Genomic DNA, 23933 nt, shown 5'->3' with positions numbered 1-23933 from the left:
ATACATTTTAAAAAGCTTCAAATCCTTAAAGAATATGGGTTTGGTACTAAATGTGATTTTTCAGGGACGAAAATTATAAGGCTAAAATAATGTCTTTATAATTTTTGGAAACAGTGACCTCCATTTGGGTAAGGTAAATCGTGTTTTGGTTTTTCCACGACTTAAAATGTGTTGGATTTATAAAGTGCGAACGATGCACTTGTACTAAAAAAGGAATCTCTTGATGCAGCTTTTTTAATGAAGAACGAATAAGCTTTGAACTTAACTCTCCATTATCTAAATAGAAAATCTCTACATAGTTTTGGGAGCTAGATGCGCTTATTAAATCCGAAGGGTACACTTTAAGAATATCTAATTTATTATCTCCTTTTATGGTGAGTTGAGTCTCTTTATGAGGAATGAGTCTTACAACGTATAATCTAGAGAATATTAATAGGGGGACTAAAACAATACATGTCTTTGCAAATAGAAAAGAAAAGAAATAAAAATTATAGACACTATTTACAATTGAACTTTTAGAATACTTATAGAAAACAATATTCAAAATCAAGCATAAGCATAGAATAGTTATAATCTCAAAAGTAACGTTCCATCTCATTATCTTTTTATAAACCTTGTTTTGTATAACAGCTACCATGCCGTAACACAAAAATGTAAGAAATGAAAACCCAATTCCGAGACCTACCCAATTAGTATTTGAAAAAGTTTCTATCTCAAATGGCCTTATAAAGTAAACAAAACAGAATATCCAAATTCCTATAAATACCCCTATCAATAAGTGATGTTTTATAGACGGATTAAGTTTATTCATTTGTTAATAATATTTGAGTTTGGGACTAATTTAAGCATTTAATAAATTATATAAATGTTGTTGCGATTTTGTTAATGTTTATCGAATGAGTAGCGTTTCTTTATATAGGAAATTATTGCTAACGACTTCGACTATGAGTAGTAGGGAGAATAGATAAGCTATTATTTCCGATTAAAATCTAATCGCCATATTTGCTATATATAGTGTTGTGAGTTTGCTTTATCAATAATGTTAGTCCGATCAATCCAATGCCCGAAAAAATAAAGTAACCAAGAAAAAAGTTGGATAAACTTGTTGTATCATAACTTCAAATAAACTATTTAAAAATATTAATTTGTCAAAACCTTTAGAGTATGCCCTTTTGGTTCTGTTACTTTTTTTGATACGCTGAATAGTTCAAGCAGAAACATCTGTTTTTTTAGCTAATTCCTCTTAAGTGAGATTTAGTTTTTCTCGATATTTTAAAAGTTTATTCAATTCCAAAATCTTTTTTTCGTATGACACATTACGATTTCGTGTATAAGCAGTAGCAGATTTCTATTCACAAACCTTTTGGTTATACACTAACCTTTGTTTTATCACTTAATTTACTATTGCTTATAAACATTGTTGGGCAAAGTCTATTTTCAATTAATTAATCTCTTAGAATGGGTTCTATAATTGTTTTTTCCCACAGAAGATAACCTCCGTTATCGCTATTGGTGAAAATTATGAGACCTTTTTTCTTTTGCAAATTCAATATAATCAATGTTCTCACTCCTGGGTCTCCACCAGAATGCATTAAGATTTTTTCTCCGTACCAATCAGGTATGATTTCCCAACCTAACCCGAAATAGGAATCATTTTGTGTCTCTACCTGTAAGTCAATCATTTCGTTATAAATTTCTTTAGATAAACCTGCACCATTTATTACAAATTCAGCGAACTTACCATAATCTTCAATAGTGGATAACATTAAGTCTGAAGCGTAAGCTTTCTCGTTTCTAATTGTTTCTAAAATTTCACCGTTCTTATCATGATTGAAAGCAAATCTTTTTTCATCAACTCCATGTTGCCATGTAAATTTGGTATCAAGCATTCCAATGGGTTTAAACAATAGAGAATCGGCTAATTTTTCTAAAGACATTTTAAATTTACGTTCCAAAGCATTTTTGAGATACTCGTAGCCTTCTCCAGAATACCTGAAATTTGTTCCCGGCTCAAAATCGAACGTAAGTTTTTTCGTTTTGTGTTGTCTCCTCCAATTAAGAAACCCTGTTTGGTGTGTGAGAATATGTCTCGTTGTTAATTGTTTATGTTTGGGGTCATCAATTACATCTGGGTCAATCCAATATTTATCTAGGGTTTCGTCTAAATCCCAATCCCCGTTACTAACAAGCTTAAGCGTAAGAATTGAAACAATTGGTTTCGTTAAAGAAGCGACTTTGAATATCGTGTGATATGGCGCTTGTTCATTTTTTTTAAGATTTCCGTAGACGTTAATATTTGAAAGTTTTCCATTTTCAATGATTCCTATTCCAATGGCCGGAATTTTGTTTTCTTCTAACCAATTTTCAATACTTCTTTGATTTCCAAAGTTCGGTAAGGATTCTAGTTTTTCTTCTGATTTCTCTACTTGAGAAATGGCGAAAAAGGGTATGATAACTAAAGCTAATACTATTTTATACATAGAATTTGAAATTTAAGGGTATGTACTAAAGATTTAAGATTTTAGATATTGTTACAATTTGAACATAAGTTTTCAAAAAATTCGTATAACTATCTTTTTGAAATTAATTGTGCTTATATAAAGAATGTACTATTATGATAATACATTGAGATAAATCAACATAAACAGTACAAAATCTGCTAAAAAATGAGTGAATATTACCAAGCCAGTTGACTTTTGTTTATCAGCAATAAAACTATAAGCAATGGAAATTAGAATATATGGTAGTATTAACTCTAGTGGTAAAAAATGAATGATTGCGAATAATACTCCAATAATTAAATAGCTTACTATTTTAGCGTATTTTCTATTTGTAGTATTCTGCATAAAACCTCTATAAGTAACTTCTTCTACTACGCCAGCTGTGAGTGTTAATGCTAACAAAAGTGGAATTGCTGTTATAGCATCATAATTTGAAAATGATTTTATAAAGTCTAATTGTGGTGAGTTATCGATGTCAAAAATTATATAACTAAAGTAAATAGTTAAAACAGTAAATAAACCTAAACCTAAAATGCTTATTATGTTTTTTTTATCTAAAATATTGAACGTAAAACTTATTTCAATATCGTCTTTACTTGTAAATGGATTCCATTTAATTATAATTCTCCAATACAAGTAAAGCATCATCAAAACAAGTATTAAACCTATACCATATTCTGGAAAGTGTTCAAGGTTAAGTTTTATTATTATATGATTAATAGTTATTATTGGGTATAATAAAATAATGTTTAATAACATTGCTTTTAACCAAGCGGGAATTTTTTGCCAAACTTTTTTCATAATTGTTTAAATTTTAATTTGAAACAAAAGTAGTGGCAGTCGAAGGGATGGACGTCCTTTTAATATTATTGGGACGTATTTCTGTTTAAATTTCTAAAAGCACTAGGTGTTTGACCTGTTTTTTCTTTAAATATTCTATTAAATGCAGATTTACTATTAAAACCATTATCATAGGCAATAATCATAATTTGTTCTGAAGATGATATGAGTTCTCTTTTTATAGATTCTATTCTATACGTATTTATTAAATCGTAAAAATTTTCAAACTCACTGTATTTAATGATTTCAGTTAACTCTACAGATTTAATATTTAGATAACTTGAAAGCTTCACCAATGAAAGATTTTCATCTTGATAATACTTTTCTGTTTCTAAAGCCTTTTTTAGCTCATCTAATTCATTTTTAAATTGGTTTATTGGTTTGGTATCTTGTTTTATAATGCCTTTTTTAGGTATGCTAACATAGATTTGAGATAATACATTTGAATTAAAAATAAATGAAAAGAGTACTTGTATTGTAATCATAAAACTTAGTAAAATGCCAATGTTAATTACAGGATACATATAATTAATAAAATAGAGTATAATTGGAATTAAGAAAAGAGAAACCCATAAGCTGTGAAACTTTAAAATCCAATTTGCGCTAATGTTTTTTAGACTCGAAAAGTGATTATAAAGAACACTATTAAATTTTTTTATCTCTTTAATACTCTTCACAAAATATACGGTTGATATCGTAATTATAACTAAGAAAAGAACTAAAACATCTATAGAGAACAGAGACTTATTATTGGTTATGTCATTTTTAAGTTTTATAAATTGTTCTACAATGAACTCATCAGGAACTGAGAAATACATACTTATAGAGAGTAATAAGCCAATTGTAAAAGGAAGAAAATTTAGGAGTATTTTAAATTTAAACTTTGTGGTATGTAATAAAGATTTTGAGTAAAGCCATAAAACCACGCTATCTAACAATAGCAAGTTTTGATCTAACATTAATAAAAGTGGAAATTTTAAAGCTATTTCAGAATCTTTTAGCAGAAAAAAAATGAGTCTAACAAACCATACTATATTAATTAAAACAGCAATTTTAGTAGAAATAAGTTTGGAGTTTTTTCCTTTCAACAATTGAAAAACTGCTAATAGATTTATTCCAATACCTATTCCTAAAATAATGTTCATTTACTATAATTTTTTACAACATCCCTTGTATGTCGCGTTTGCCTTTCGAAAGCGACATATGCAATATACAAACTGTTGTATATAGTATTATTTTCTGTCTTTGATATCATCAATCAATTTTTCAATTTCTAATCTTAAATATCGATCTTTTGATTTTCTCTTACCTTTTTCTAATACTGGAATCGTTTCTTCTGTAGACGTTTTCCAGATTACCCATAGTATTTTTAACATAAAATCATCACCACTAGTTTTAAATTCTTTCAAAAGAAAATCATGAATTTCTGGATGATCCGAATTCTTTAACGCTTCTATAGCGGCTAATCTTTCATAATATTTCCCATGTAGTATAATGCTTTTAATGGGTTCGATATCGTAATCTATTGTTTTTTGAAATTTCCATAAACCTTGAAGAATTTCAATTTTATAATTTTCTTCGTTATTTAATTGTTTCATCAAAAAATAGTAAATCTCTTCGTTGTTAGTATTTCCACATAAAGAAGAAAGACAGGTATATATTTTGTCTTTTTTATCATAGTACTCTTCTTGATCTAAAAAACTAATAAGCTTATTCTTGAATTCGAGGTTTTTCAAATCCCTTACTTGTGCCCTTACATAATGACCTATAGAGTCTTCAGATCCATAGGATTTTAATACTTTTTGTTTTTCTACAACTATATTAGAGAAATACTCTGAAGATTCCATATTATCAAGTAGAAAGCTAATATCTTTTTTTTTCAGCTCATTAGTAAACCTTTGCTTTTCGTTCTCAAATTCTCTTCTTAATTTGATCTTCTCTTTATCGTCACTTGATCTAAAAAAAACAGAAAGAAAATTCTTCATAAGTAAACTGTCATTGATTTATTTAATATGGTTTTTGGAAGTATACACGAGGTTTTTATTTTATTATTTCTTTTGGATTTTAGGAAATTTGTCTTTCACTAAATCTAGTTCGATTCCATATTCAAGGTAAGCTTTTAATCCGTCTAATACAGTTGTAAAACCACCAGTATTATTTTTAATTGCTTCAATTAAATCATTTCCGATTTGATGAAAGCCATAATTTTTTATTACAACGTAAGTAGTTTCTTTAGATAATTCTGAAAATTCAAAATCCACTGTTGTCGAGGGATTGTCCCATTCAATAGTTATTTTCTTATTAGGCACAACTTCAATTACTTTTATTTCCTCAGCAATACCATACATTTCCCATTCCCAAGTTACAGTTCTCCCTTTTTCAAGTTTTCCACTTGATTTTGTGAACCAAAACTTGGTTGTAATTCTAGGGTCAACAAATGCTTGAAATACTTCTGAAACAGACTTTCTTATCATCATTTGACATTCTACCTTTGAGTTTTTTAAATCATTCATTTTTATATCAGATTTTGAATAGCATTTAACTTGCTGCCAACCCACTTGTGTATGAAAAGTAGCGTACGACATCTGCGAGAGCAGTGGGCGAGATGGTGCGATGGCGACACTAATTTTTCGGATTAATACAGAGCCGAATTTTTATATTTTGTTTTAATTTTTCACTTTTTAAAAGCCAAATTTTATATTTAGCGGACTTTGTTAATAAGCACAGACCTTTCGATTAAGCATAAACGCCCTATGTTTTATACACCGCGTTGGCGGTAGCTTTTATTTATCTTTCAAGTATTCCATTAATTTTTCTTTTCCATCTTTATCTATTATTTCATAATGAAATGGATAAACATCTTCAAAATCATAGTTCAATAGTTTTTTACAACTTTCAATTCTGTCCGATAGGTTTTCATAATCAGCAGGATTTTCTTTGCTAAAGTCTCTAATCTCACCATTCTTGTTGCCATAGAAAGTGTCTCCAGTAAATAAAGATTTTGATGATTTCTCTAATACGCAAACTGCTCCTGGACTATGCCCAGGCGTGTGAATTACTTCGATATTTTTTCCAAATTCAGGCATTTCTGTAAAGAAGACATCAGGTTTCATTCTTAACCAAGGGTGATTCGTGTCGGCTTTATGAGCATAGACTTTAAGACCAATTTCTCTCTGCCATTCTGTTCCATCCGAAATTCCACACGAACCGTGAGAAATTATTGCATAAGCGGGTTTCTCGAAGGAAGTTATAAAATCTTTGATTTCTTTTGAATAGGTCGGAATGTCAAATAGAAGTACTTTATCTTCCAATACAATTAGATATGTGTGAACTTTTTCGCTATAGAAATATTGGTTGTTTATCTCATAGATATTCGGCTTTAATTGAGTATAAACAGGTTCATTTTTCATGTTACACGAAAACAGTAAAGTCAAAATATAGATATATGTAAAAGACATTTTCATTTGTTTGTCAAATTACCACGAACGGTCTCGTGTATCAATAGTTGTGTGTTTTAGCACTTAACTTTGCAAGTATGCACCAAACTGAAAACCGCAAGGATTTTCAGAAGTAGGGGAGAACAAGCAATTACGTATAGCCATTGTTGTAGCCAGTTTTCTATTTAATTTCTATGTATTCCGATTTGCCTCCAGACAAATTTCCATTCAGCCAATTCCAGTCAAATTCCAGTTTTAGTTTTCCATTTTCAGTTTCTGAAATCAGACCTTTTGATTCTCCTGCTTTTAATTCACCAGCAGTTGTTAGGCATTGATACAACAGTTCAATTTTTGAATCTTGGGTTTGTTTGCCAATAATCATCCCTTCCAAGATTGAGCCTCCTTTATATTTTCCTGTAATCGTATTTCCACTTTGAGAATAATGAAAAATCGTCTCATCTGATGACAATCCACTTTTATTTTCGGTAGTCACAAATTTTTTATTGTTTAAATTCAATTTACGTTCGTTTTTAATTGGTTACAACGTGTTCGTGCATGAGTAGTTGTAGGTTTTAGCACACTACTTTTCGCAAAGTAATTTACAAAATAAAATAGAATAGCGATTTGAATTAAAACTCAAATCGCTATTACTTATACAGGTTGTTGTACGTTGGCTTATTTCAATATTAAGCCATATGTTATTATAAACTAGCTTCTCCAATAAAAAAATATAGATTCTTTAACGAAGCGTCTCTTTTTGGAAATAATGCTTTCATTCGTTCATCCGTTCCCATTTGTTGTAATCCTTCCATAGAATCAAAATAGAAGCGATGAATTTCATCAGGTTGTTCTAAACTTCCTTTTGATTGAAAAGGAGCTATAAACCGTTCAAAGTGAGTCCCAAATTCTGGCATAATTTCACAAACTTCTTCATGGTAATCCTCAAATTGCTTTTCATATTTTTCACCTTCATTAAAATAAATTAGTGCAACACCATAAGTCTTACTTTTGTCACCAACCTCTTTTCTAGATTCAAAATTGGTATTCTTACTTGTAAAAACATAAATATCTTTAAGTGCAGGAATCGCGTATTCATTTCTAACCTTTATAAACTCAGGATCTTTATTAAATTTGTTAAATGCTTCAATGCTTGGATAGCTGGCGAAGTGAATTTCATCTGGCATTTCCATTTTTCCTTCAGCTAACATTTTTGGCTTGATAATGCGTTCAATTTTTCCTCCATATTTTTCTAAAATGGCACCCCCTTTCTTTTTGTATTCTTCAAAACGTGCTTCCTCTTCATTTTTTATATACATTAAAGCAACGTTTACTATTTCTTGATTTTTCGCATTCATTTTACCTGTTTTTTTTGTGTTATTATTTGAGTTTTGTGCTTTTGTAGTACACGATAATACTAATGATAATAGTAAAGCAAAATTTGTTAGTGTTTTTAAATATTTCATCATTAATGATTTAAATTAAATGTTCCATTTGTAAAGCCTCTTTTATCAAATTTTCTTGAATTGAGCTAGTTTTACTATTCAACTCATTTGTGTTGTAATCTATTCCTATCGCTTGCCTAATAGGTCTGTCTCCTTTTTGCAATTCGATTACTTTTAAAATAGCATCTGGAATTTCTTGTGGATTTGGAGATGCATCACTTTTATAGAATTGGTCAAAGTTTTGAAGCATTGCTTTTGGGACATCAGCCATTTCTCCATAACTTTCTAGAGTTTTTGCATCTTCTTCTTTAGGTCCACTATATAATAGACCTGATGGATAAGGACCTGGCTCTATAATCGAAACATCAACACCAAGAGGCTTTAATTCATATTTCAATGCTTGTGAATAAGCTTCAAGTGCAAATTTACTTGCGCAATAGATTCCAAAATATGGAAACACTAATCGTCCAGCTAATGAGGAGATATTTATAATTAGTCCATCAGAAGAATTTTTTAAGAGAGGAAGAAATGCTTTTGATGCTCTAATAACGCCAAAGAAGTTTGTGTCAAATTGTTCTTGTGCTTGCTCTATACTATAGGCCTCTGTGATACCAACATACATTATACCTGCATTATTTATTAGAACATCAAGTCCGTTTTCTTCTTCAATAAGAAATCTATCTACCAAATCATAGGTAGATTTATCACTAGTCACATCTAGTTCAGCAACTGTAATTGCAATGTTTTCTTCTAATGCAATATTTTCAAGCTCTTCTTTTTTCGCTTTGTTTTTGCCATGGGTATCACGCATTGTTGCCCAAACGTTATAACCTTTTCTGGCCAATGTTAATGTTGATAAATAACCAAATCCATTGCTAGATCCTGTAATAAGTACTGTTTTCATATTTACATGTTTTTTGTTAATGATGCAAAGATGAGAACAGAGTAGTACGAAGTGTTTTAAGATTAGTTCAAAGATTTGTCTAAATGAGTCAACCTGAATATTGTTGGAGAAATTCCGTGTTTATTTTTAAATGTCTTTGAAAAATGAGAAACATTTGTAAATCCACATTCATATGCTATATCTGTAGTTCTTAAATCTGTAGAAACAAGTAGTTTTTCAGATTTTTCTAGTTTTCTTTCACGCAAATAAGCAGCTGGGGATGCGTTGTATAGCTTCTTAAATTCTCTTTTAAAAGTAGATAAACTTTGATTATTTAAGATAGCTAATTCATCTAATGTAATATTTTCATAGTAATGAGCTTTGACAATTTCTCTAAATGAATGCGAATTTGGGCTAAACAAATTTGAAAGTATAGAACGTATTGCAGGAGCATTTTTAGTCTGATTTAACAACAGAATAATTTCCTTTAGTTTTAAAATCAGGATTTCTTCTGTTACTAATTTTGGGTTTTGAAAATAAAACAATATGCCTTCAATATATTTCCGAATTAGAATATCGTTGTTAAGTTTAGACATTCCAATATCTAAAGGTATTTTTTGTGTAAGAAAATCGGGAAGATTGTTTTCATAGATTTTCATCAAAATGTCAGGGTAAAAATGTACAGCAAGCGCTTGATAGGTGTCTGAAACCTTTGATGGATGCATATTGCAAGTGTAGTTTCCACATTTCATTAAAAGTGATTCTTCGGCTTCAATTCGAAGTCGTTCAGTTTCAGAAATTGAATCGTACTCACCTTTAAGTATATACAAAAAGCAAGCCTCATTGGGCATCAAATTAGGCTTTTTGTAAGGTGGCTTTAAAATAATTGTTTCAAATAGTAACTTCCCAAATAAGTCTATAGTTTTATAGTCTTGTACCATTTTCTTTTCTTGTAAAGATAACTTTTGTCAGTTATTTGGGGGTTTCCAATTGGTTCATTTTGTTGTCAATTTGGGTCACTTTTAGTTTGTGTACAACGGACTTTGTTAATATGCGCAGACTTTTAAATTTAGCACAAACGCCCTATGTTTTTTATACATTGTTGTAAAATGTTTTTTATTTGTCAAACAGCCCACGAGCAGTTAATACACCATTTTTCTTTTCGTTAAACAGCTTTTCAACTCTTTCACCGTTCAGACCTTTCCAGGTTCCATTTTTTGTTTTCTCTATAGGGTCAAATTGATATTTCTGATGATAATAATTACCTTTTTCCTTGTTTAAGGATATGTATAAAATCACATTTTTATATTTTTCAAATCCTGGTCGACCATAATGATCGTACGCAACAAATTCAATTGTATCAGATTTTAAGTCATTGAATACATTTTTAACAACTTTATATTTGTTTATAAATCCGTTATCCATTACATACCTAACTCTGCGAATTGTATCGCCAGATATTGAGTCGATTTCTATACGAGTATTATTTTTATTTGGGTCAAATTCCGTTACAGATATTTTTTCTCCAATGAAGGCATATAAATTCACTGATTCATCGTTTAATTTGAATTCAGTACCTTTTTTTAAATTAGCTGATTTACAGCCAGCTATTATTAGAATAATAAGAGGAAATATTTTTTTCATATTCCAAATCTAAAAGCTTTGTTTAGAATTTAATATTTGAAATGAGTTAACTAAACTTAAATTGTCGTGAAACATCTTTTTCATTTAGTCAAATGTTTTACAACGGACTTGTGTATGAAACATAGCGAGTATAAAGACACTAACTTTTCGGTTTATCCTTTATTAGCACACCGTGTTGCGTACCGTAGTTTTTCAATAACATTGTAAGCTAAATTCTATTTTCTCTGATTTTTTATCATAAAAAACATAAATTAAACCACTATCTCCCCACATCAAATCGGCATTTTCTTCTGAATCAATTTGGAATAAAAGTTCCATCGGTTCTCCATTACTGTTTTTTGGTGTAGATTCTCCTTGAACCCATTTAGGGTATCCACCGAGTTGGCTTTGGTAATCTTGTTTTTCGATAAGCTTTTTTACAATCTGTCTATAATTATCCCAAGGTTCATCTTCGTTTAAAACACAAGATAGTTTAGTTGCATTATAGCAATGTAAATCAATTCCTTCCCAATCAGGTAATGAACTTGAAGGTTTAAATGTTATTTCACAATATTTTGATTTTTCTAAATCACTTGGTTTATTGATAAATTCGATATTTTTTGGTTCAATATTTTTATAGATTTTAACTAACCACCCATCATCAGAAGTGTCCCAAGGAAATTCATCCCAATCATAATAAAATTGAATTAGCTCAATATTATCAGGTAATTGAGATTCGAGTTTGTTAAATACTTGAAAAATAAAATCTAAGTGTTTGCCTTTTTTAGTTACTGGCCATTTTTCTCCTTTTTCAAAATATGGGTTACCTCCAAAATGAGAATTCATTTGTGAATTTTCGGGAGGTCTTGAAGCTGGAGAAATTTCAAGTTTAGTTGTTTGTTTAATTAAAGGCTTAACCAAAGTTTCTAAATCTGAAGTTGATTTCAAATTTAGGTCATTCAATTCACGTTTATATTTATCAAAATGGGATTCAGTTTTATTAACATTTTTCTCTTTGTTTTTTCCAAATATTTTCTTCCAAAAACTCATTTATTTTCGTAGTTTTTATAGTACACAACATTTAGTATATGAAAAGTAGCAGGTTTTACGCACTATTTTTTTATATACATTGTTACCAACTTTATATTTTAATTAGTATTTATCGAAAAGATTAGTTAGTTCTGATAAATCCATTCCTTTCATAGGTTTAAATATTAGTTGGTCAACGTCTTTGTAGAATTTTTTATTTTCGAGTATACGTTTATTCATCAGTATCACCCATCCATTCCCATCATTCATTTTAGATATCATAGCATATGTACCAGGAATAGATCCTGTATGCCACCAATTCTTTTTATGATTTACCATCCAGCCTTTAGCATAATTAGAATTTTTAAATACTGTTGACATGTTCTTTAAAGATTGTTCAGAAATAATATCAGCCCTATTTGTGAAACCATCTATTGCACAAATTAATTTTGCTAAATCAATAGCTGAAGAAATCCACCCTCCACAAGAATCCAATATGGATAGATCAAAGCCTCCGTATTCAGGTTTAACTTTTTCTTGAAAGGGATAAAAAGCAGAGTTAACAATATAATCATCTTCGCTATAATACATTGACTCGTTTTCATTAGATTTTTTGGAATCACCTATCTTAGTGTCAAACATTTCTAAAGGAATAAGAACTTTGTTTTTTACAGCATCTTCATAATTAAGGCCTGTCAATTTTTCAATTATTCTACCTAAAATACAATATCCAAAATTTGAATAAGCAAATGTAGAACCAGGGGCAGTATCCAGATAATGATTTTGTAGCATATATTTGATAATATCCTTTGAGGTAGGTGATTTATCTAATTTTAAAGAATCAGAAATACGTTTATTCTCGAACACTGGGTCAAAACTTTTATTTCTATCCCACCCGGCAGAATGCTCTAATAGTTGTTTTACATCTATATCTAAAACTCTTTTATCTAGTATTTTTGAGTACAAGGAATCATTCAAAATTCCGTTGTTTCCAAAAACTTTGTCTGAAAGACTTAGTTTATCTTCTTCGATTAATTTAAAAATGGTTATCGCCGTTATAGGTTTTGAAATACTTCCAATTCTAAACATATGATTAGGGAAGACTTCTTTTTTTGACTTAATATTAGTATATCCAAAACCTTTTGCATAGACTAGCTTACCATTGTTTATAATTGTAACAGATAGCCCAGGTATCTGCCATTTATTCATGAAATTATTAATTCTCCTGTCTATTTTATCTGTTTGTTGCCCTATTGCACTTAAAAAAAAGAAACATAGGGTTATATTTATTATTTGCTTCATCAAAATATTTATAGCTATATAGTATTGTTGGTAACGTTAAATATATGGCAAGTAGGGCAGAAGACAAGCGGTTATTTTCGGTTTAGCCACAAGCCAAATCTTTTTGTATTTTCTTTTAATTTCTCTTTTTAAAAGCCAAATTAAAAATTTGGTGGACTTTCTAAATATACACAAACCTTTCGGTTAAGTACTTATTAGCTATGTTTTATACACCGTGTTAGCAACTGTTTATTTCTCTTTAATTATTATTTTTCCGTTTTGCCATCCTTTGGGCAGATATAAGTTAATTCCTATCTTATTTTCAACATCTATTAAATTATTTCTTAGCTCAATGCTTCTAAGTCCAATATTAGCTCTATTCTTATTTATAGTTTCAAGAATTATATCGTCTGGAATAGTTCCGAGAAATCCATAAGATGTTAATTTATGGTCATTTAAAGCTGCAATTTGCCAGTCTTCTATTTGAGCGAATTCATATGGCGATATTTCACCTTTTTTCAACGCATTCAATAATTTCGGCTTTAATTGAGTGTATATAGTATCCTTAGAATTATAACTTACAGATATTGAGTTGTGATGGCTTAAAATCACTGAACACCACACATTATTCCCTATAAGTCGTTCCCCAGGATAACCATATTCATTTAAAATTGCCTCTAATTTTTCCATCTGACGTTCACTATGTGGGGCAAATTTATTTTCAGAGTATTTCCTTTTAGATTTTTGTCCAATTCTAAGGAACGCTCCAAGAGCTTTTTTTTGATCTTTTTTAAACATCTCATAGACTTGCTCTTTAAGTTGAAGGTTTAGTCTTGACGAGTAAATCTTGTGAATGGAATCGTAAGCTGCTATGATTTGAGGCCATTCCTGTTGTTCCTTTAAAAATTGCAAGCGATCATTTTTGTTAATACTCTCAATTGTCCATCCATACTTGAATCCAAGTTTAATAAATTTCAATGCTGATTTATAATCTTTTTGAAAAATGCTAAGTTCTGTAGCAATTTTGATATCTCTTAGAAACAAGAAATCGAACTCTTTGAATAGAGAGTCAAACATATTAGTTGCAGAAGTGTATTTACCTTCCACAATTAACTGTTCGCATTCAATAACTTTAGAATGATAGTTCAAGTAGTTTTTTTGAGCATAACTCTTAATAGAAACTAAAAGATAGCACATCAAAATAATACTAAGAGAAAACTTTGTCATTAAAGAATGTTTGTAATAGTTGCTAACGGTTTTGTGTAAGCGTCAGTAATGGGAAAGTGCGCTAGTACTTTCCTATGACGCTACTAATTTATTAAAAAGGTATGAATTTCCGATTAGGAAATTCAGCCATTATTGCGTTTACACTGTGTTAGCGATAGTTGTGTGTCCTGGGTTGCTTCGGGATACAATTTACTAAAATAAATAAGGAGCAACAAAAACTGTAACTGAGATGAGAGGCTCATTTTTTTTAGAAACAATCTTGACATTAGTTTCAAGTGGAAGTACGTAAAAGGAAAGTGAGTATTGGTCTCTCGGCTGGGATGTATAGGCATATCAGTCAAACCGCCTTATGGGGCTTACTTTTCACGAGTTGGTCTTGAGCGATAAGGTTAAAGGCGCTACCATTTTTGTATAATGAGAAGTTTAGTTAAGCTATGGTGGGAGTAAAGAAGCTGAAAGAGATGAGATTGAACCCTTGTAGAATTGTCGTAAACAACTTTAGTATTGTCAAAATCGAAGGATGGGCGGTCTAGCGAGACAGAACTTAACGGGAGTAACCTATTTACTGGTTAAGTGGCAATCGGCATAAAGAGGGCAGGAGCTTTACTTACGGCTCAATTACGGAACAGGAGAAGCTAAAATGTAGTGCAAAAATTCGATAACCCCGAAGGGCAACGAAGAAAGTAGCAATACTATGTTATTAGTGACGGATTAGCTCGTAGTAGTGTTGAAGTATTTGTAATGAATATGGAGCGAAGGAGCTGACTTAACAGTTTTAAATTGTATTACAACTAAGATTTTTTTTTTTAGGATGATTTTCAAAGAGAAACAAAAGTCGCAACCGATATTGCGCGAACAAGTTTGGCAGGCCTTTAAAAAGGTGAAAAGTAACGGCGGTACTTATGGCGTAGATAAATTATCTATAAAAGAGGTATCCACACAGCCGAGGAAATACCTATATCCTGTATGGAATCGATTAGCTAGTGGTAGTTATTTTCCAAAAGCGGTTCGTGAAGTTAGTATTCCCAAAGAGGAAGGTAAAACAAGAAAACTGGGCATCCCTACGGTACAAGACCGAACAGCTCAAATGGTAATTCGAGAAGAATTAGAACAAGATGTAGATCATTTGTTTAGTAGTTCTTCATATGGTTATCGACCCAATAAATCGGCACATCAAGCTATTGTACAATGTAGAAAGCACTGTATGGAACTAGATTGGGCAATCGATTTGGACATCAAGAGTTTCTTTGATGAGATCGACCACGTTTTAATGCTTAACGCATTAAGACATTTTACCAAAAAGAAGCACATTCACTTGTATGTAAAACGTTGGTTAGAAGCTCCAGTTGTAAAGAAAGATGGTACAATCCATCCACGTACTAAAGGCACACCACAAGGAGGCGTTATTAGTCCATTATTGGCAAATATCTTTTTGCACGTAGTTTTTGATAGTTGGATGGAGAAGCATCATCCCGAAGTAAAGTTTGAGCGTTATGCCGATGATATTATTATTCATTGTAAAAACTTCAAACAAGCGATGCGTACCTTGGAAGCAGTAAAACATCGTTTATTTCAATGTAAATTGGAGATAAAAGATGGGAAGAGCAATATTGTTTATTGCAAACGCAACCAAAAGAAGCATCCTCCATTTGCGGTTCATTATGTAACATTCGATTTTTTAGGATTTACATTCAAACCCCGAATGGTTAAGGGTTACTTCGGGCATTTTCATTTAGGTTTTACCCCCTCAATTAGTCGTAAGAGACAGAAGCGGATCAATCAAACTTTATTCAAGATGAAACTACATCGTATGGTTCACTTATGCCTGTCAGATTTGGCAGGCATTATAGCAGCCAAAGTACGAGGGTGGATTCATTATTATGGAAAAGTTCGGATGAGTGAATTACATTATGTATTCCGTTTTCTGAATATGCGACTGGCAAAATGGGTACGTAACAAATATCGGAGATTTAGGCGTAAACATTGGTTTGCAAGTTACAAATGGTTACAGGAAACTGCGAAGCAGTATCCTACAATGTTTGTACATTGGCAATACGGTTTTATGCCTTGACTTGTTAAGAAGAGCCGTATGATGGGAGACTATCACGTACGGTTCTGGGAGAGGTTTAGGGGTGAGATTCCCCTTTACCTACTCGACTTTACTCGTTTTGTAGCTCGTTAATCGCATTTAGAATATTCTTTTTATCTTTCTCTAAGTCGTTAGCAACGCTTCTAAAAAATGTTTGTCTATCATCGGGATAATTCAATTCGTAATGAACAGGAACTCCAATATTTTCGTAAATTTTATTGTTTTTATCTGTGTAAATTTCGTTTGAGACTGAAAAAAACCATCCGTTTGGTAAAGTCTTTTGTAAAGCATCTGAAATTGCTCCATTTGTATGTGAGCCAATACGTTTTAAATTATTTAACTCCATTGAACTTAAAGCCATCATATCGGTTGCACTTGCAGATTGTTGGGAAGTTAATAGATAAACTGGTTTTGTATAAGGGTTTTTGGCAGACTCTAAATAAATAGGTGTATTTTTTGTGTAGTGATTATTGTGTCTTGCTTTTTTCACAGCGATTTGTTTTCTATCAATGTTAAATCTTCTCAAAATTTCTAAAGCCACTACATCTTGACCACCACCATTAAAACGGACATCGATAATAATGTGTCTTGTTTTTTTGAGGTCTTCCATTATTGTATCCATTAACTTGCTTATTCCAGCTACTTCTTTTGAAATTTGCTTTTCGAAATCTAAACTGTCAAATGCGTCCATATATGTTGAAACAAATCCATTTTCTTTAACAAGGCTTTCATTTAAGCTCAAATCTGCGTATAGAAACATTGTTTTGATTTGGATATAACCAACATTATTTTCCATATTTCCCCATTTTATAAGCCACGAATCTTTTGTCAAATCCTCTTTAAGATAATAATCTGCAACAATTCCAGCAATCTCAAAATCGCCATATTCTTTCAACTCTTCCGTTTCTACGTCTTCTATTTCTGACTGAATTTGGTTTTCTGCCAATTCGTAAATTTCATCCGTTGGTTCTATCGAACCGTGGTTGTCTTTCAAACTTTCAATCATGTCTTCCATCACTAAATACAAATCAAGTTCCGTACTTTTTGAGTTAATTTTATTTTTAGAATTTTTGTAGAGACTGTCCCAATTAACATTATTGAGGTCTAAATAAGCATAATGATTTTCGAAGGTATTAGCAAAAACTTCGAAATTATATGTGATGTCTTTTTTGTCTTTTAAATTTTGCTGACATATTTCTGGAAACTCGTTTACTCTTACATAGCGATATTTGCTAAATCCACGTTTTACGGTAAGTGTATCATTTGAAATTTGCATTGTATTTTTGACTTCTGAAATATCGCCTTCTTTTGCAGGCAAGCAAGAGATATCCGTTGTGTCAAAATATTCATAAGAATTAGTATCTATTTTAAGAATTTTTCCATATCCTATGGATTTCCAAATTCCTTCGATTGAGTTGTTTTTCTCGTTATTCGGTTTGCAACCAATTAACAAAATTAAAATTAGTAGAATAGAGAAAAGAGTAGTTTTAGTTCGCATAGTATTATTTGATTTCTACTCTAAAGATTACAATTTTTTATGTTTGTTACAGTTTTTCTTAAATGCACCACAACGCCAAATATATGAATCGGAGCAAGGCAAACATGCTTGAACCAATTGATTTATCTACGCATTTTTATTTCTTATTAAACTTATAAAAATCTAGCGCCATTGCAAAAAGGAAATGACCTTTAGATTGGTACCAAACTTTGCTCTGATTTCATATATAATGTTAGCAATTGGCTTTTTTCTCAAACTCTCTCATATTAGCGTCATAACTTTCTTTAAGTTTTGCTTGTTCCTTAATACTTTTTTTAGACGTATCAATTATGATCAGAATAACAAGTGCTACTATATTTATGAAGACAAAACTGTCTTGATCAGAGTTAATAATATTAATTTGAAATCTACTTCCGAGGTAAGTTTCTAATTTAAGATCGTTCCCGGTAATATTATATCCAATAAATAAATATCCAGCAGAAGTTAATAAATAGGTAACTCCTCCATATGATATTGCTATAAGCTGTATTAATTGTAAAACTATAGAATGAAAAGTTCCTTGTTCGAGGTTCCTGAAAATTTTAATTCCAGCAAAAATTGAGTAAAAGTAAAACCCAAAAGCAAGTAATAAAATCAGATATAAATAAATATTTGTTTCAATTCCTTTTAAAATCAACCACATTATTAATCCAATACCAGTAATTCCGCCAATTATTTCAAGAATTCCAATTCCCTTTAATATAGTCCTTTTTGATTTTAGTTTTTTCTCAAAATCTTTTTTCATAATTTATTTCTGGCTTATTGCTAACGTTCTGTGTATGAAACGTAGCGTGTAAAAAGACACTAACTTTTCGGGTTAACACAGAGCCGAATTTTTATATTTTGTTTTTAATTTATCATTCATAAAAGCCAAATTTAAAAATTTGGCGGTCTTTGGATATAAGCACAAGCCTTAAGGTTTATACTTATTAGCTATGTTTTATACACCTTGTTAGCAAACGTTTTTACGTCTAATTCAGGCTTAATGTGTTTTAATATTTCTCCCATAGATTTATGAATATCGTCTCCAATCTCGTATTTTTTTGGTTGATTATTTTCTTTGGCTAATCCAACAAGTTGAGTTTCGATATTCTGATATTCTTTTTCGACTAGTTTTATCTTTGGTTCAGGTAAGTAATGGCAGTTTTCCTTTAAAACATCAATAAACTCTCTAATTTTCCCTATTGAATCTTGATAATTTAACCCTCTAGTTTTTTTATCTGGTGTAGCCGAAGTTGCTAACTTAATTGTAATTCGCATACAATTTTTAGTTTCATTGAATAGTCTTCCAAGAGAAATTTTGTTTTGCTCAGTTGCGATAGCATTTTTCATTTCTTCGGCTTTATCAGCAGACTTTTTTGCTTTTTTAGCCTCATTAATAGCTAAATACGCGCCATATGCAGAAGCAATAGCTCCAACAATTCCAACAATCAGGCTAGTTATTTCCATTCCCTGTCAATAATTTTAATTCCCGTTTGTCCGAAATAATAGTCGAAGTTTTTTGATGTTCCCGATGAAAGCATTTCTAAGAATTTTATGAAATCGTAATATCCTTGTGCTACATAAAGTTCTCCATTTTCATCATAACTTGGAATTGGTAACTTACATCGTCCGCCATCTACAACAAGATATGTTTCTCGAAAAACTAAAGAATTGTTATAGAAAATATCAACCATTTGAGAATATGCTTTAGGGTCAGGGAATTTGTTAGCCCATTTTTCTTTAAAATCATCATTTGACATTAAACCATAAGCCATTGTTATTGACAGGTCGTCTTTAAAAACAGAAACAGTACTATGAGAATCTTCTTTTAAGATATTCGAATCTCCGTCAAATGCTTCATAAAATGTAAATTGACTTTTATAAGAGGGCCCACTTCCATATCCCCAACAACCAATCTCATTCCAATTGGTAGAATCTGATTTTATTATTGTTTCTAGTAGATTGTCTAATGTCATTGTTTATTTTTTTTCTTAATGTTTGCTAACGTCTTGGCTATGGTTAGTACGGGGGAGTTAACAAGCGATTAATTTCCGATTAAGCACCTAGCCAAAACTTTTTATTTTGTTTTATTTTTTCATTTTAAAGCCAAATCAAAAGATTTGGCGGACTTTATAAAAATACACTAAACTTAGGATTAAGCACCAAAACCCGTATTAACTATAGCCATTGTTATGCCCAGTGATTTTTTCACGTATTCTTTCTCTCATTGGGTCTTTTAGTTCATATTTCTCCACTATATCAGGTCCAATTTGTTTGTAATGGCCGAGTGGAATTTTTTTATTCGCAAAATCAATTACTCCAATCGCTCCAGACTTGAAATGGTCTTTAAATTTCGCTAATTTTTCTGCTTGTTCATTATCGACTATTAATTTAAATTGACTGTTCGACCAAGATTTTCTTTTAATCAGTTTTTTTACCAATCCATTTTGAATTTGGATATCAGAATTGAGAAATATTTTCACTTCATTCAAGCTTTTCATTTTTTTGATATCCAGCTCTAAGGAAGAAATTGAGTTTTCAGAAAGGTTTAATTGTTCTAATTTCTTTAGTTGTTCAAGGTTTAAAGGTGTTTTAAATAATTTATTGTCACCTAAATCTAACTTTGTTAAATTGCTAAGTCTACCAATCGTTGTTGAAACTTCTGATATTTTATTAGACTTAAGGTTTAACCATTCGAGTTGATTTAACCTATCACAATTAATTTCGAAATTTGATAGTTCATTTTTAGATAAATCAAGTCGATTTAAGTTAATTAATTCTCCAAATTCTTTAGGGATTTTTTGAAGAGTGTTATTTCTTAAATCAAATATTTTTAACTTATTTAAGTATCCAATAGGTTTAGCAATAGTATTTAAATCATTTCTTGAGATAAGCAGTTTTGTCAGATTTTTTAAGTGACCTATCTCGTTTGGTATTTCTTTTATTTTGTTACTTCCCAAATCTAAAACAGTTAGTTGCTCTAGATTGTAAAGTTCTTTAGAAACGAATTCAATTTTATTCGAATCAAAATATGCAACTTTTAAATTCGAAAGTTTTGAAATTCCATCAGGTATTTCGGAAATATTATTATTCCTTAGATTAAGGTTGGTAAGAAAATTAAGTTCAAAAACTTCTGCAGGAATTTTTTTCAAACTCATTCCGGACAAGTTTAATAAAGAAGACTTGTTTTTTTTTACATTCTCTATTTTTTTTAATACTTCACTCATCTAATTGGGGATTAGGCATAACGTCTCGTATATGAAAAGTAGCGCTGAAAATAAGCATTAACTTTTCGGATTATACACAAGCCGAATTTTTAAATTTTACTAATTATTTTATTTTTGGGAATTTGTCAAATTTAAAAATTTGGCGACTTTCCAAAAATGCCCAAACCTTTGTGTTAGCAACGACTTGCGCTATTTTTTATATACATTGTTGTGAGCTGGCTTTCTGCGCAATCAATTTCGTTTGAGCAATAATTGAAGACCTAAACCAACAAATACAAATCCGCTCACTTTCTTCATTATTTTTCCAATTCGGTCATTATTCCGCAATGTATTAGTCATAAATGACGCTGAATAAGCTAAAAATAAACACCAAATTGTTCCAGTTGTCAAGAATGTCAAACCAAGAATTATAAATGGTATTGAACTATCCACATATTCAGGTTTTATAAACTGCGGTAATAATGATAAAAAGAAAATCGCCACTTTAGGATTTAGCAAATTTGTCCAAAATCCTTGTCGGAATATTTTCCAAAAATTCAGTTTTTCAAATTCGGTTTGTTTGTCAGCGAATAATTTTGATTTGTCTAATAACATTTTGACACCTAAATAAATCAAATAAACTGCTCCAATCCATTTGATAATATTAAACGCCAGAATTGAATTAGCTAAAATTACAGAAAGTCCAAGTCCAGCTAAAATTACGTGTATTATTGCTCCACAACTAATTCCGAGAACAGAGTAAATTCCAGCTTTTTTACCTTGAGCAATACTTCGTGTGATTATATAAATCGTATCTGCTCCAGGCGTCAAATTCATAATAATTCCAGCAATAATAAAACCTAAATAATTTTCAATTCCTATCATTTCAATTTAATCTCGATGTTTTTTTAGCTTGCTCACAACGTTTAGTATAAGAAACGTAGGGCAGGTGATAAGCGATACGTTTCGGGTTGGTACTAAGCCAAATATAAATATTTTGCTTTTATCTTTTTTCTTGTAAACGCCAAATTTTATAGTTGGCGACTTTGCAAATAAACACAGACCTTTTGATTAAGCCTAAAAGCCCTGTGTTTTCTTATACATTGTTGTGCGTTCGTTTTTCTTTAGTTAATGTGCTCCATTTTCTAATTCCATTTCCAGCAACAAGAGAAATTAATCCAATAAAGAAGCCTTTTACTAGAGTTTTTATTTGTCTGCTATTCAGTAAGAGATCTGTGTGGTTACCATCAGAAAAATCCCTATGTAAACTTGTTACAAATATGATAAAGTATTCAAAAATCCAACCAATATTCATAAACAAGGTCAAAAAAAATATTATATAGATTTTCTTTCCAATGCTTTTATTCAAAAGTATAAACGGAACTACAGTGTTCATTAATAACATTAACCAGTAAGCCCAAGCATATGGTCCAGTTGCTCTATTAAGAAAAGCATATTCCTCAGAGTGTGGAAATATTAGTAAAAGTAGCCAGCTAATTGAAGCTATAAAACAATAAGTTATTATGATCCATCTTATGATTTCTAATGAAATTATAGTCTCTATTTTTTCTTTAAATAAAAGCCTCACAAGAATGATTAGAGCGACACCAATAAAAATACCTCCAATAATATTTTTTCCAATAAACATTGGTATTTCAGCAATTTTATCAATCATTTGATTTTTTCTTATATAAAACTCCTAATTTTTTATAAAATACCGATTGCGATCGTAAAACCAAGCCTGTTAGAATTAGCCAAACAAAAATAGTTATTAAAAAAGTCCACTCAATTGGTTCACTAAAATTAAATAAGATAACATTGTCAAAAGGATTAAAAATATAGCTTACTAACAACAGTATTTGAATTAAGCCAAGCATAAAAAATAGATAATTGTGAAAATTAGGCATCCACGATAATCTCTTTAGAATCCAAATCCATAATCCGTATGTCAAACGTATTGGTAAAGCCATTCTTTTTAATCTTTCTGAGTAATCTTCCTGTTTTTTATTAAAACTCCAAGCAGGATCATAAGATTTTGGAAAGATGTCTTTTGTCTCATTCTCATTATGAATAAGTTTTGCGTATTTTCTAATTCGATTATTTACATATTGATCACGTCTAAAACCATATGCCATATTTGAAAGAAGTACTAAACTCAAGCCTAAAACAATAGTTGAAATAATAAGAGCAAGAGAAAGAAGAAAAACAGAAGGTTTTAATTCAGTGTTTGGGATTTCTCCACCCATTGTATATGCATAGCTATATCCAACCGTAACAGTTACGATTACTGAGAGTATCTGAAAGAATAATTTCTGATGATGATTTTGATTTTGAGCAAATTGCTCGTGAAAAGATTTTATTAATTCCTCTTTCAATTCCATTTTTTTTCTAATGACGCACAACATGCGAGTATAGTTATTACGTATAGTACCGTTTGTAATTAATTACACGCATTTGTAATTATTTGTTTTCTGCTTCTAAAATAAATTAAAAATTCCCCAAATTCAAAATTCTAATTCAGATACTTTATATAACTATTTCTTCTACCAAATTATAAGAGTTACTAATAACACCAGTTCTTAGTACAAACTACCTTTCTAAAACCTGATAAATGTCATTTTTTAAGAAAACGTGCACCCATACTTTTGGAGCATAATAAGAACCGCTATGGGTGTTATATATGTTTTATTAACCATTAGTATCGTTGTTGCCCTCGTATTTTTTGTGGCTTTTATTCTTTCTGTAAGAAAAGGACAGTACGATGATACCTATACACCCGCAATCAGAATGCTGTTTGATGATGAGGTGATCACAGAATCCAAAGAAAAATCTTCAGTAACAACTAATAACAATTAA

At 30.6% G+C, this 23933-nt stretch carries 25 protein-coding genes; 2 read left to right on the top strand and 23 right to left on the bottom strand.

Annotation, left to right across the window (positions count from 1 at the left end):
• Positions 1–73: 73 nt before the first annotated feature.
• The 15 genes from NMK29_RS16180 to NMK29_RS16110 form a co-directional block, all read right to left on the bottom strand.
• Positions 74–811 carry a LytTR family DNA-binding domain-containing protein gene (locus tag NMK29_RS16180; RefSeq protein ID WP_108801924.1) on the bottom strand — a complete coding sequence of 246 codons (738 nt, stop codon included), beginning with the start codon at positions 809–811 and terminating at the stop codon, positions 74–76.
• A gap of 634 nt (positions 812–1445) precedes the next feature.
• On the bottom strand, positions 1446–2480 hold the full coding sequence (locus tag NMK29_RS16175) for a serine hydrolase (protein WP_108801923.1): 1035 nt from the start codon (positions 2478–2480) through the stop codon (positions 1446–1448).
• 132 nt (positions 2481–2612) lie between these two features.
• Positions 2613–3302 (bottom strand): CPBP family intramembrane glutamic endopeptidase, encoded by a 690-nt coding sequence (locus NMK29_RS16170; RefSeq protein WP_108801922.1) that lies wholly within the window; start codon positions 3300–3302, stop codon positions 2613–2615.
• Positions 3303–3367: 65 nt separating this feature from the next.
• The gene (locus tag NMK29_RS16165; RefSeq protein WP_108801921.1) at positions 3368–4486 is read right to left on the bottom strand and encodes an AraC family transcriptional regulator; all 1119 of its coding nucleotides are present in this window, start codon (positions 4484–4486) and stop codon (positions 3368–3370) included.
• 87 nt (positions 4487–4573) lie between these two features.
• Complete coding sequence (locus NMK29_RS16160; RefSeq protein WP_108801920.1) at positions 4574–5326, bottom strand: hypothetical protein; 753 nt, start codon at positions 5324–5326, stop codon at positions 4574–4576.
• 63 nt (positions 5327–5389) lie between these two features.
• Positions 5390–5854, bottom strand: coding sequence for an SRPBCC family protein (locus NMK29_RS16155; RefSeq protein ID WP_199915027.1), 465 nt, complete (start codon positions 5852–5854; stop codon positions 5390–5392).
• A gap of 270 nt (positions 5855–6124) precedes the next feature.
• The gene (locus NMK29_RS16150; protein ID WP_159092087.1) at positions 6125–6799 is read right to left on the bottom strand and encodes an MBL fold metallo-hydrolase; all 675 of its coding nucleotides are present in this window, start codon (positions 6797–6799) and stop codon (positions 6125–6127) included.
• Between the two features lie 160 nt (positions 6800–6959).
• Entirely contained in the window at positions 6960–7271 is a 312-nt protein-coding gene (locus NMK29_RS16145; RefSeq protein ID WP_234424204.1) for a hypothetical protein, read from the bottom strand.
• 208 nt (positions 7272–7479) lie between these two features.
• Positions 7480–8241: a DUF1330 domain-containing protein gene (locus tag NMK29_RS16140; protein WP_159092086.1), complete on the bottom strand. Its 762-nt coding sequence runs from the start codon at positions 8239–8241 to the stop codon at positions 7480–7482.
• Positions 8242–8251: 10 nt separating this feature from the next.
• A complete protein-coding gene (locus tag NMK29_RS16135; RefSeq protein WP_108801916.1) occupies positions 8252–9124 on the bottom strand; it encodes an SDR family oxidoreductase in 873 nt (290 codons plus the stop codon).
• 62 nt (positions 9125–9186) lie between these two features.
• Positions 9187–10044, bottom strand: a complete 858-nt coding sequence (locus NMK29_RS16130) for an AraC family transcriptional regulator (RefSeq protein ID WP_108801915.1) — start codon at positions 10042–10044, stop codon at positions 9187–9189.
• Between the two features lie 175 nt (positions 10045–10219).
• The gene (locus NMK29_RS16125; protein ID WP_108801914.1) at positions 10220–10747 is read right to left on the bottom strand and encodes a hypothetical protein; all 528 of its coding nucleotides are present in this window, start codon (positions 10745–10747) and stop codon (positions 10220–10222) included.
• 192 nt (positions 10748–10939) lie between these two features.
• On the bottom strand, positions 10940–11776 hold the full coding sequence (locus NMK29_RS16120; RefSeq protein WP_108801913.1) for a DUF1963 domain-containing protein: 837 nt from the start codon (positions 11774–11776) through the stop codon (positions 10940–10942).
• A 102-nt stretch (positions 11777–11878) separates the two neighbouring features.
• Positions 11879–13057 (bottom strand): serine hydrolase, encoded by a 1179-nt coding sequence (locus tag NMK29_RS16115; RefSeq protein ID WP_108801912.1) that lies wholly within the window; start codon positions 13055–13057, stop codon positions 11879–11881.
• A gap of 228 nt (positions 13058–13285) precedes the next feature.
• Entirely contained in the window at positions 13286–14263 is a 978-nt protein-coding gene (locus tag NMK29_RS16110; RefSeq protein ID WP_159092085.1) for a hypothetical protein, read from the bottom strand.
• Between the two features lie 847 nt (positions 14264–15110).
• On the opposite strand from NMK29_RS16110, the gene ltrA reads away from it, so the two are divergent.
• Complete coding sequence (gene ltrA / locus NMK29_RS16105; protein ID WP_254097215.1) at positions 15111–16334, top strand: group II intron reverse transcriptase/maturase; 1224 nt, start codon at positions 15111–15113, stop codon at positions 16332–16334.
• Between the two features lie 88 nt (positions 16335–16422).
• Here ltrA and NMK29_RS16100 read toward each other — a convergent pair whose 3' ends face one another.
• The 8 genes from NMK29_RS16100 to NMK29_RS16065 form a co-directional block, all read right to left on the bottom strand.
• Entirely contained in the window at positions 16423–17850 is a 1428-nt protein-coding gene (locus NMK29_RS16100) for a S41 family peptidase (protein WP_108801909.1), read from the bottom strand.
• A 232-nt stretch (positions 17851–18082) separates the two neighbouring features.
• Positions 18083–18634: a hypothetical protein gene (locus NMK29_RS16095; protein ID WP_108801908.1), complete on the bottom strand. Its 552-nt coding sequence runs from the start codon at positions 18632–18634 to the stop codon at positions 18083–18085.
• 188 nt (positions 18635–18822) lie between these two features.
• Positions 18823–19338 carry a hypothetical protein gene (locus tag NMK29_RS16090; RefSeq protein WP_108801907.1) on the bottom strand — a complete coding sequence of 172 codons (516 nt, stop codon included), beginning with the start codon at positions 19336–19338 and terminating at the stop codon, positions 18823–18825.
• On the bottom strand, positions 19329–19847 hold the full coding sequence (locus NMK29_RS16085) for a hypothetical protein (RefSeq protein WP_108801906.1): 519 nt from the start codon (positions 19845–19847) through the stop codon (positions 19329–19331). The genes NMK29_RS16090 and NMK29_RS16085 overlap by 10 nt, the downstream gene beginning before the upstream one ends.
• Positions 19848–20045: 198 nt before the next feature.
• Positions 20046–21098: a leucine-rich repeat domain-containing protein gene (locus NMK29_RS16080; protein ID WP_108801905.1), complete on the bottom strand. Its 1053-nt coding sequence runs from the start codon at positions 21096–21098 to the stop codon at positions 20046–20048.
• 231 nt (positions 21099–21329) lie between these two features.
• The gene (locus NMK29_RS16075; protein WP_108801904.1) at positions 21330–21962 is read right to left on the bottom strand and encodes a LysE family translocator; all 633 of its coding nucleotides are present in this window, start codon (positions 21960–21962) and stop codon (positions 21330–21332) included.
• Between the two features lie 211 nt (positions 21963–22173).
• On the bottom strand, positions 22174–22752 hold the full coding sequence (locus NMK29_RS16070; RefSeq protein WP_108801903.1) for a hypothetical protein: 579 nt from the start codon (positions 22750–22752) through the stop codon (positions 22174–22176).
• On the bottom strand, positions 22745–23458 hold the full coding sequence (locus NMK29_RS16065; protein WP_108801902.1) for a hypothetical protein: 714 nt from the start codon (positions 23456–23458) through the stop codon (positions 22745–22747). Before NMK29_RS16065 ends, NMK29_RS16070 begins: the two co-directional genes overlap by 8 nt.
• A gap of 286 nt (positions 23459–23744) precedes the next feature.
• Between NMK29_RS16065 and ccoS the strand changes: the two genes are divergently transcribed.
• Positions 23745–23933, top strand: coding sequence for a cbb3-type cytochrome oxidase assembly protein CcoS (ccoS, locus tag NMK29_RS16060; RefSeq protein ID WP_108801901.1), 189 nt, complete (start codon positions 23745–23747; stop codon positions 23931–23933).

This window comes from Aquimarina sp. Aq107 (genome assembly GCF_943733665.1).
Classification (GTDB): Bacteria; Bacteroidota; Bacteroidia; order Flavobacteriales; family Flavobacteriaceae; genus Aquimarina.
The sequence above is the reverse complement of the archived record's forward strand: the minus strand, read 5'-3'. Positions and strand labels throughout refer to the sequence as shown.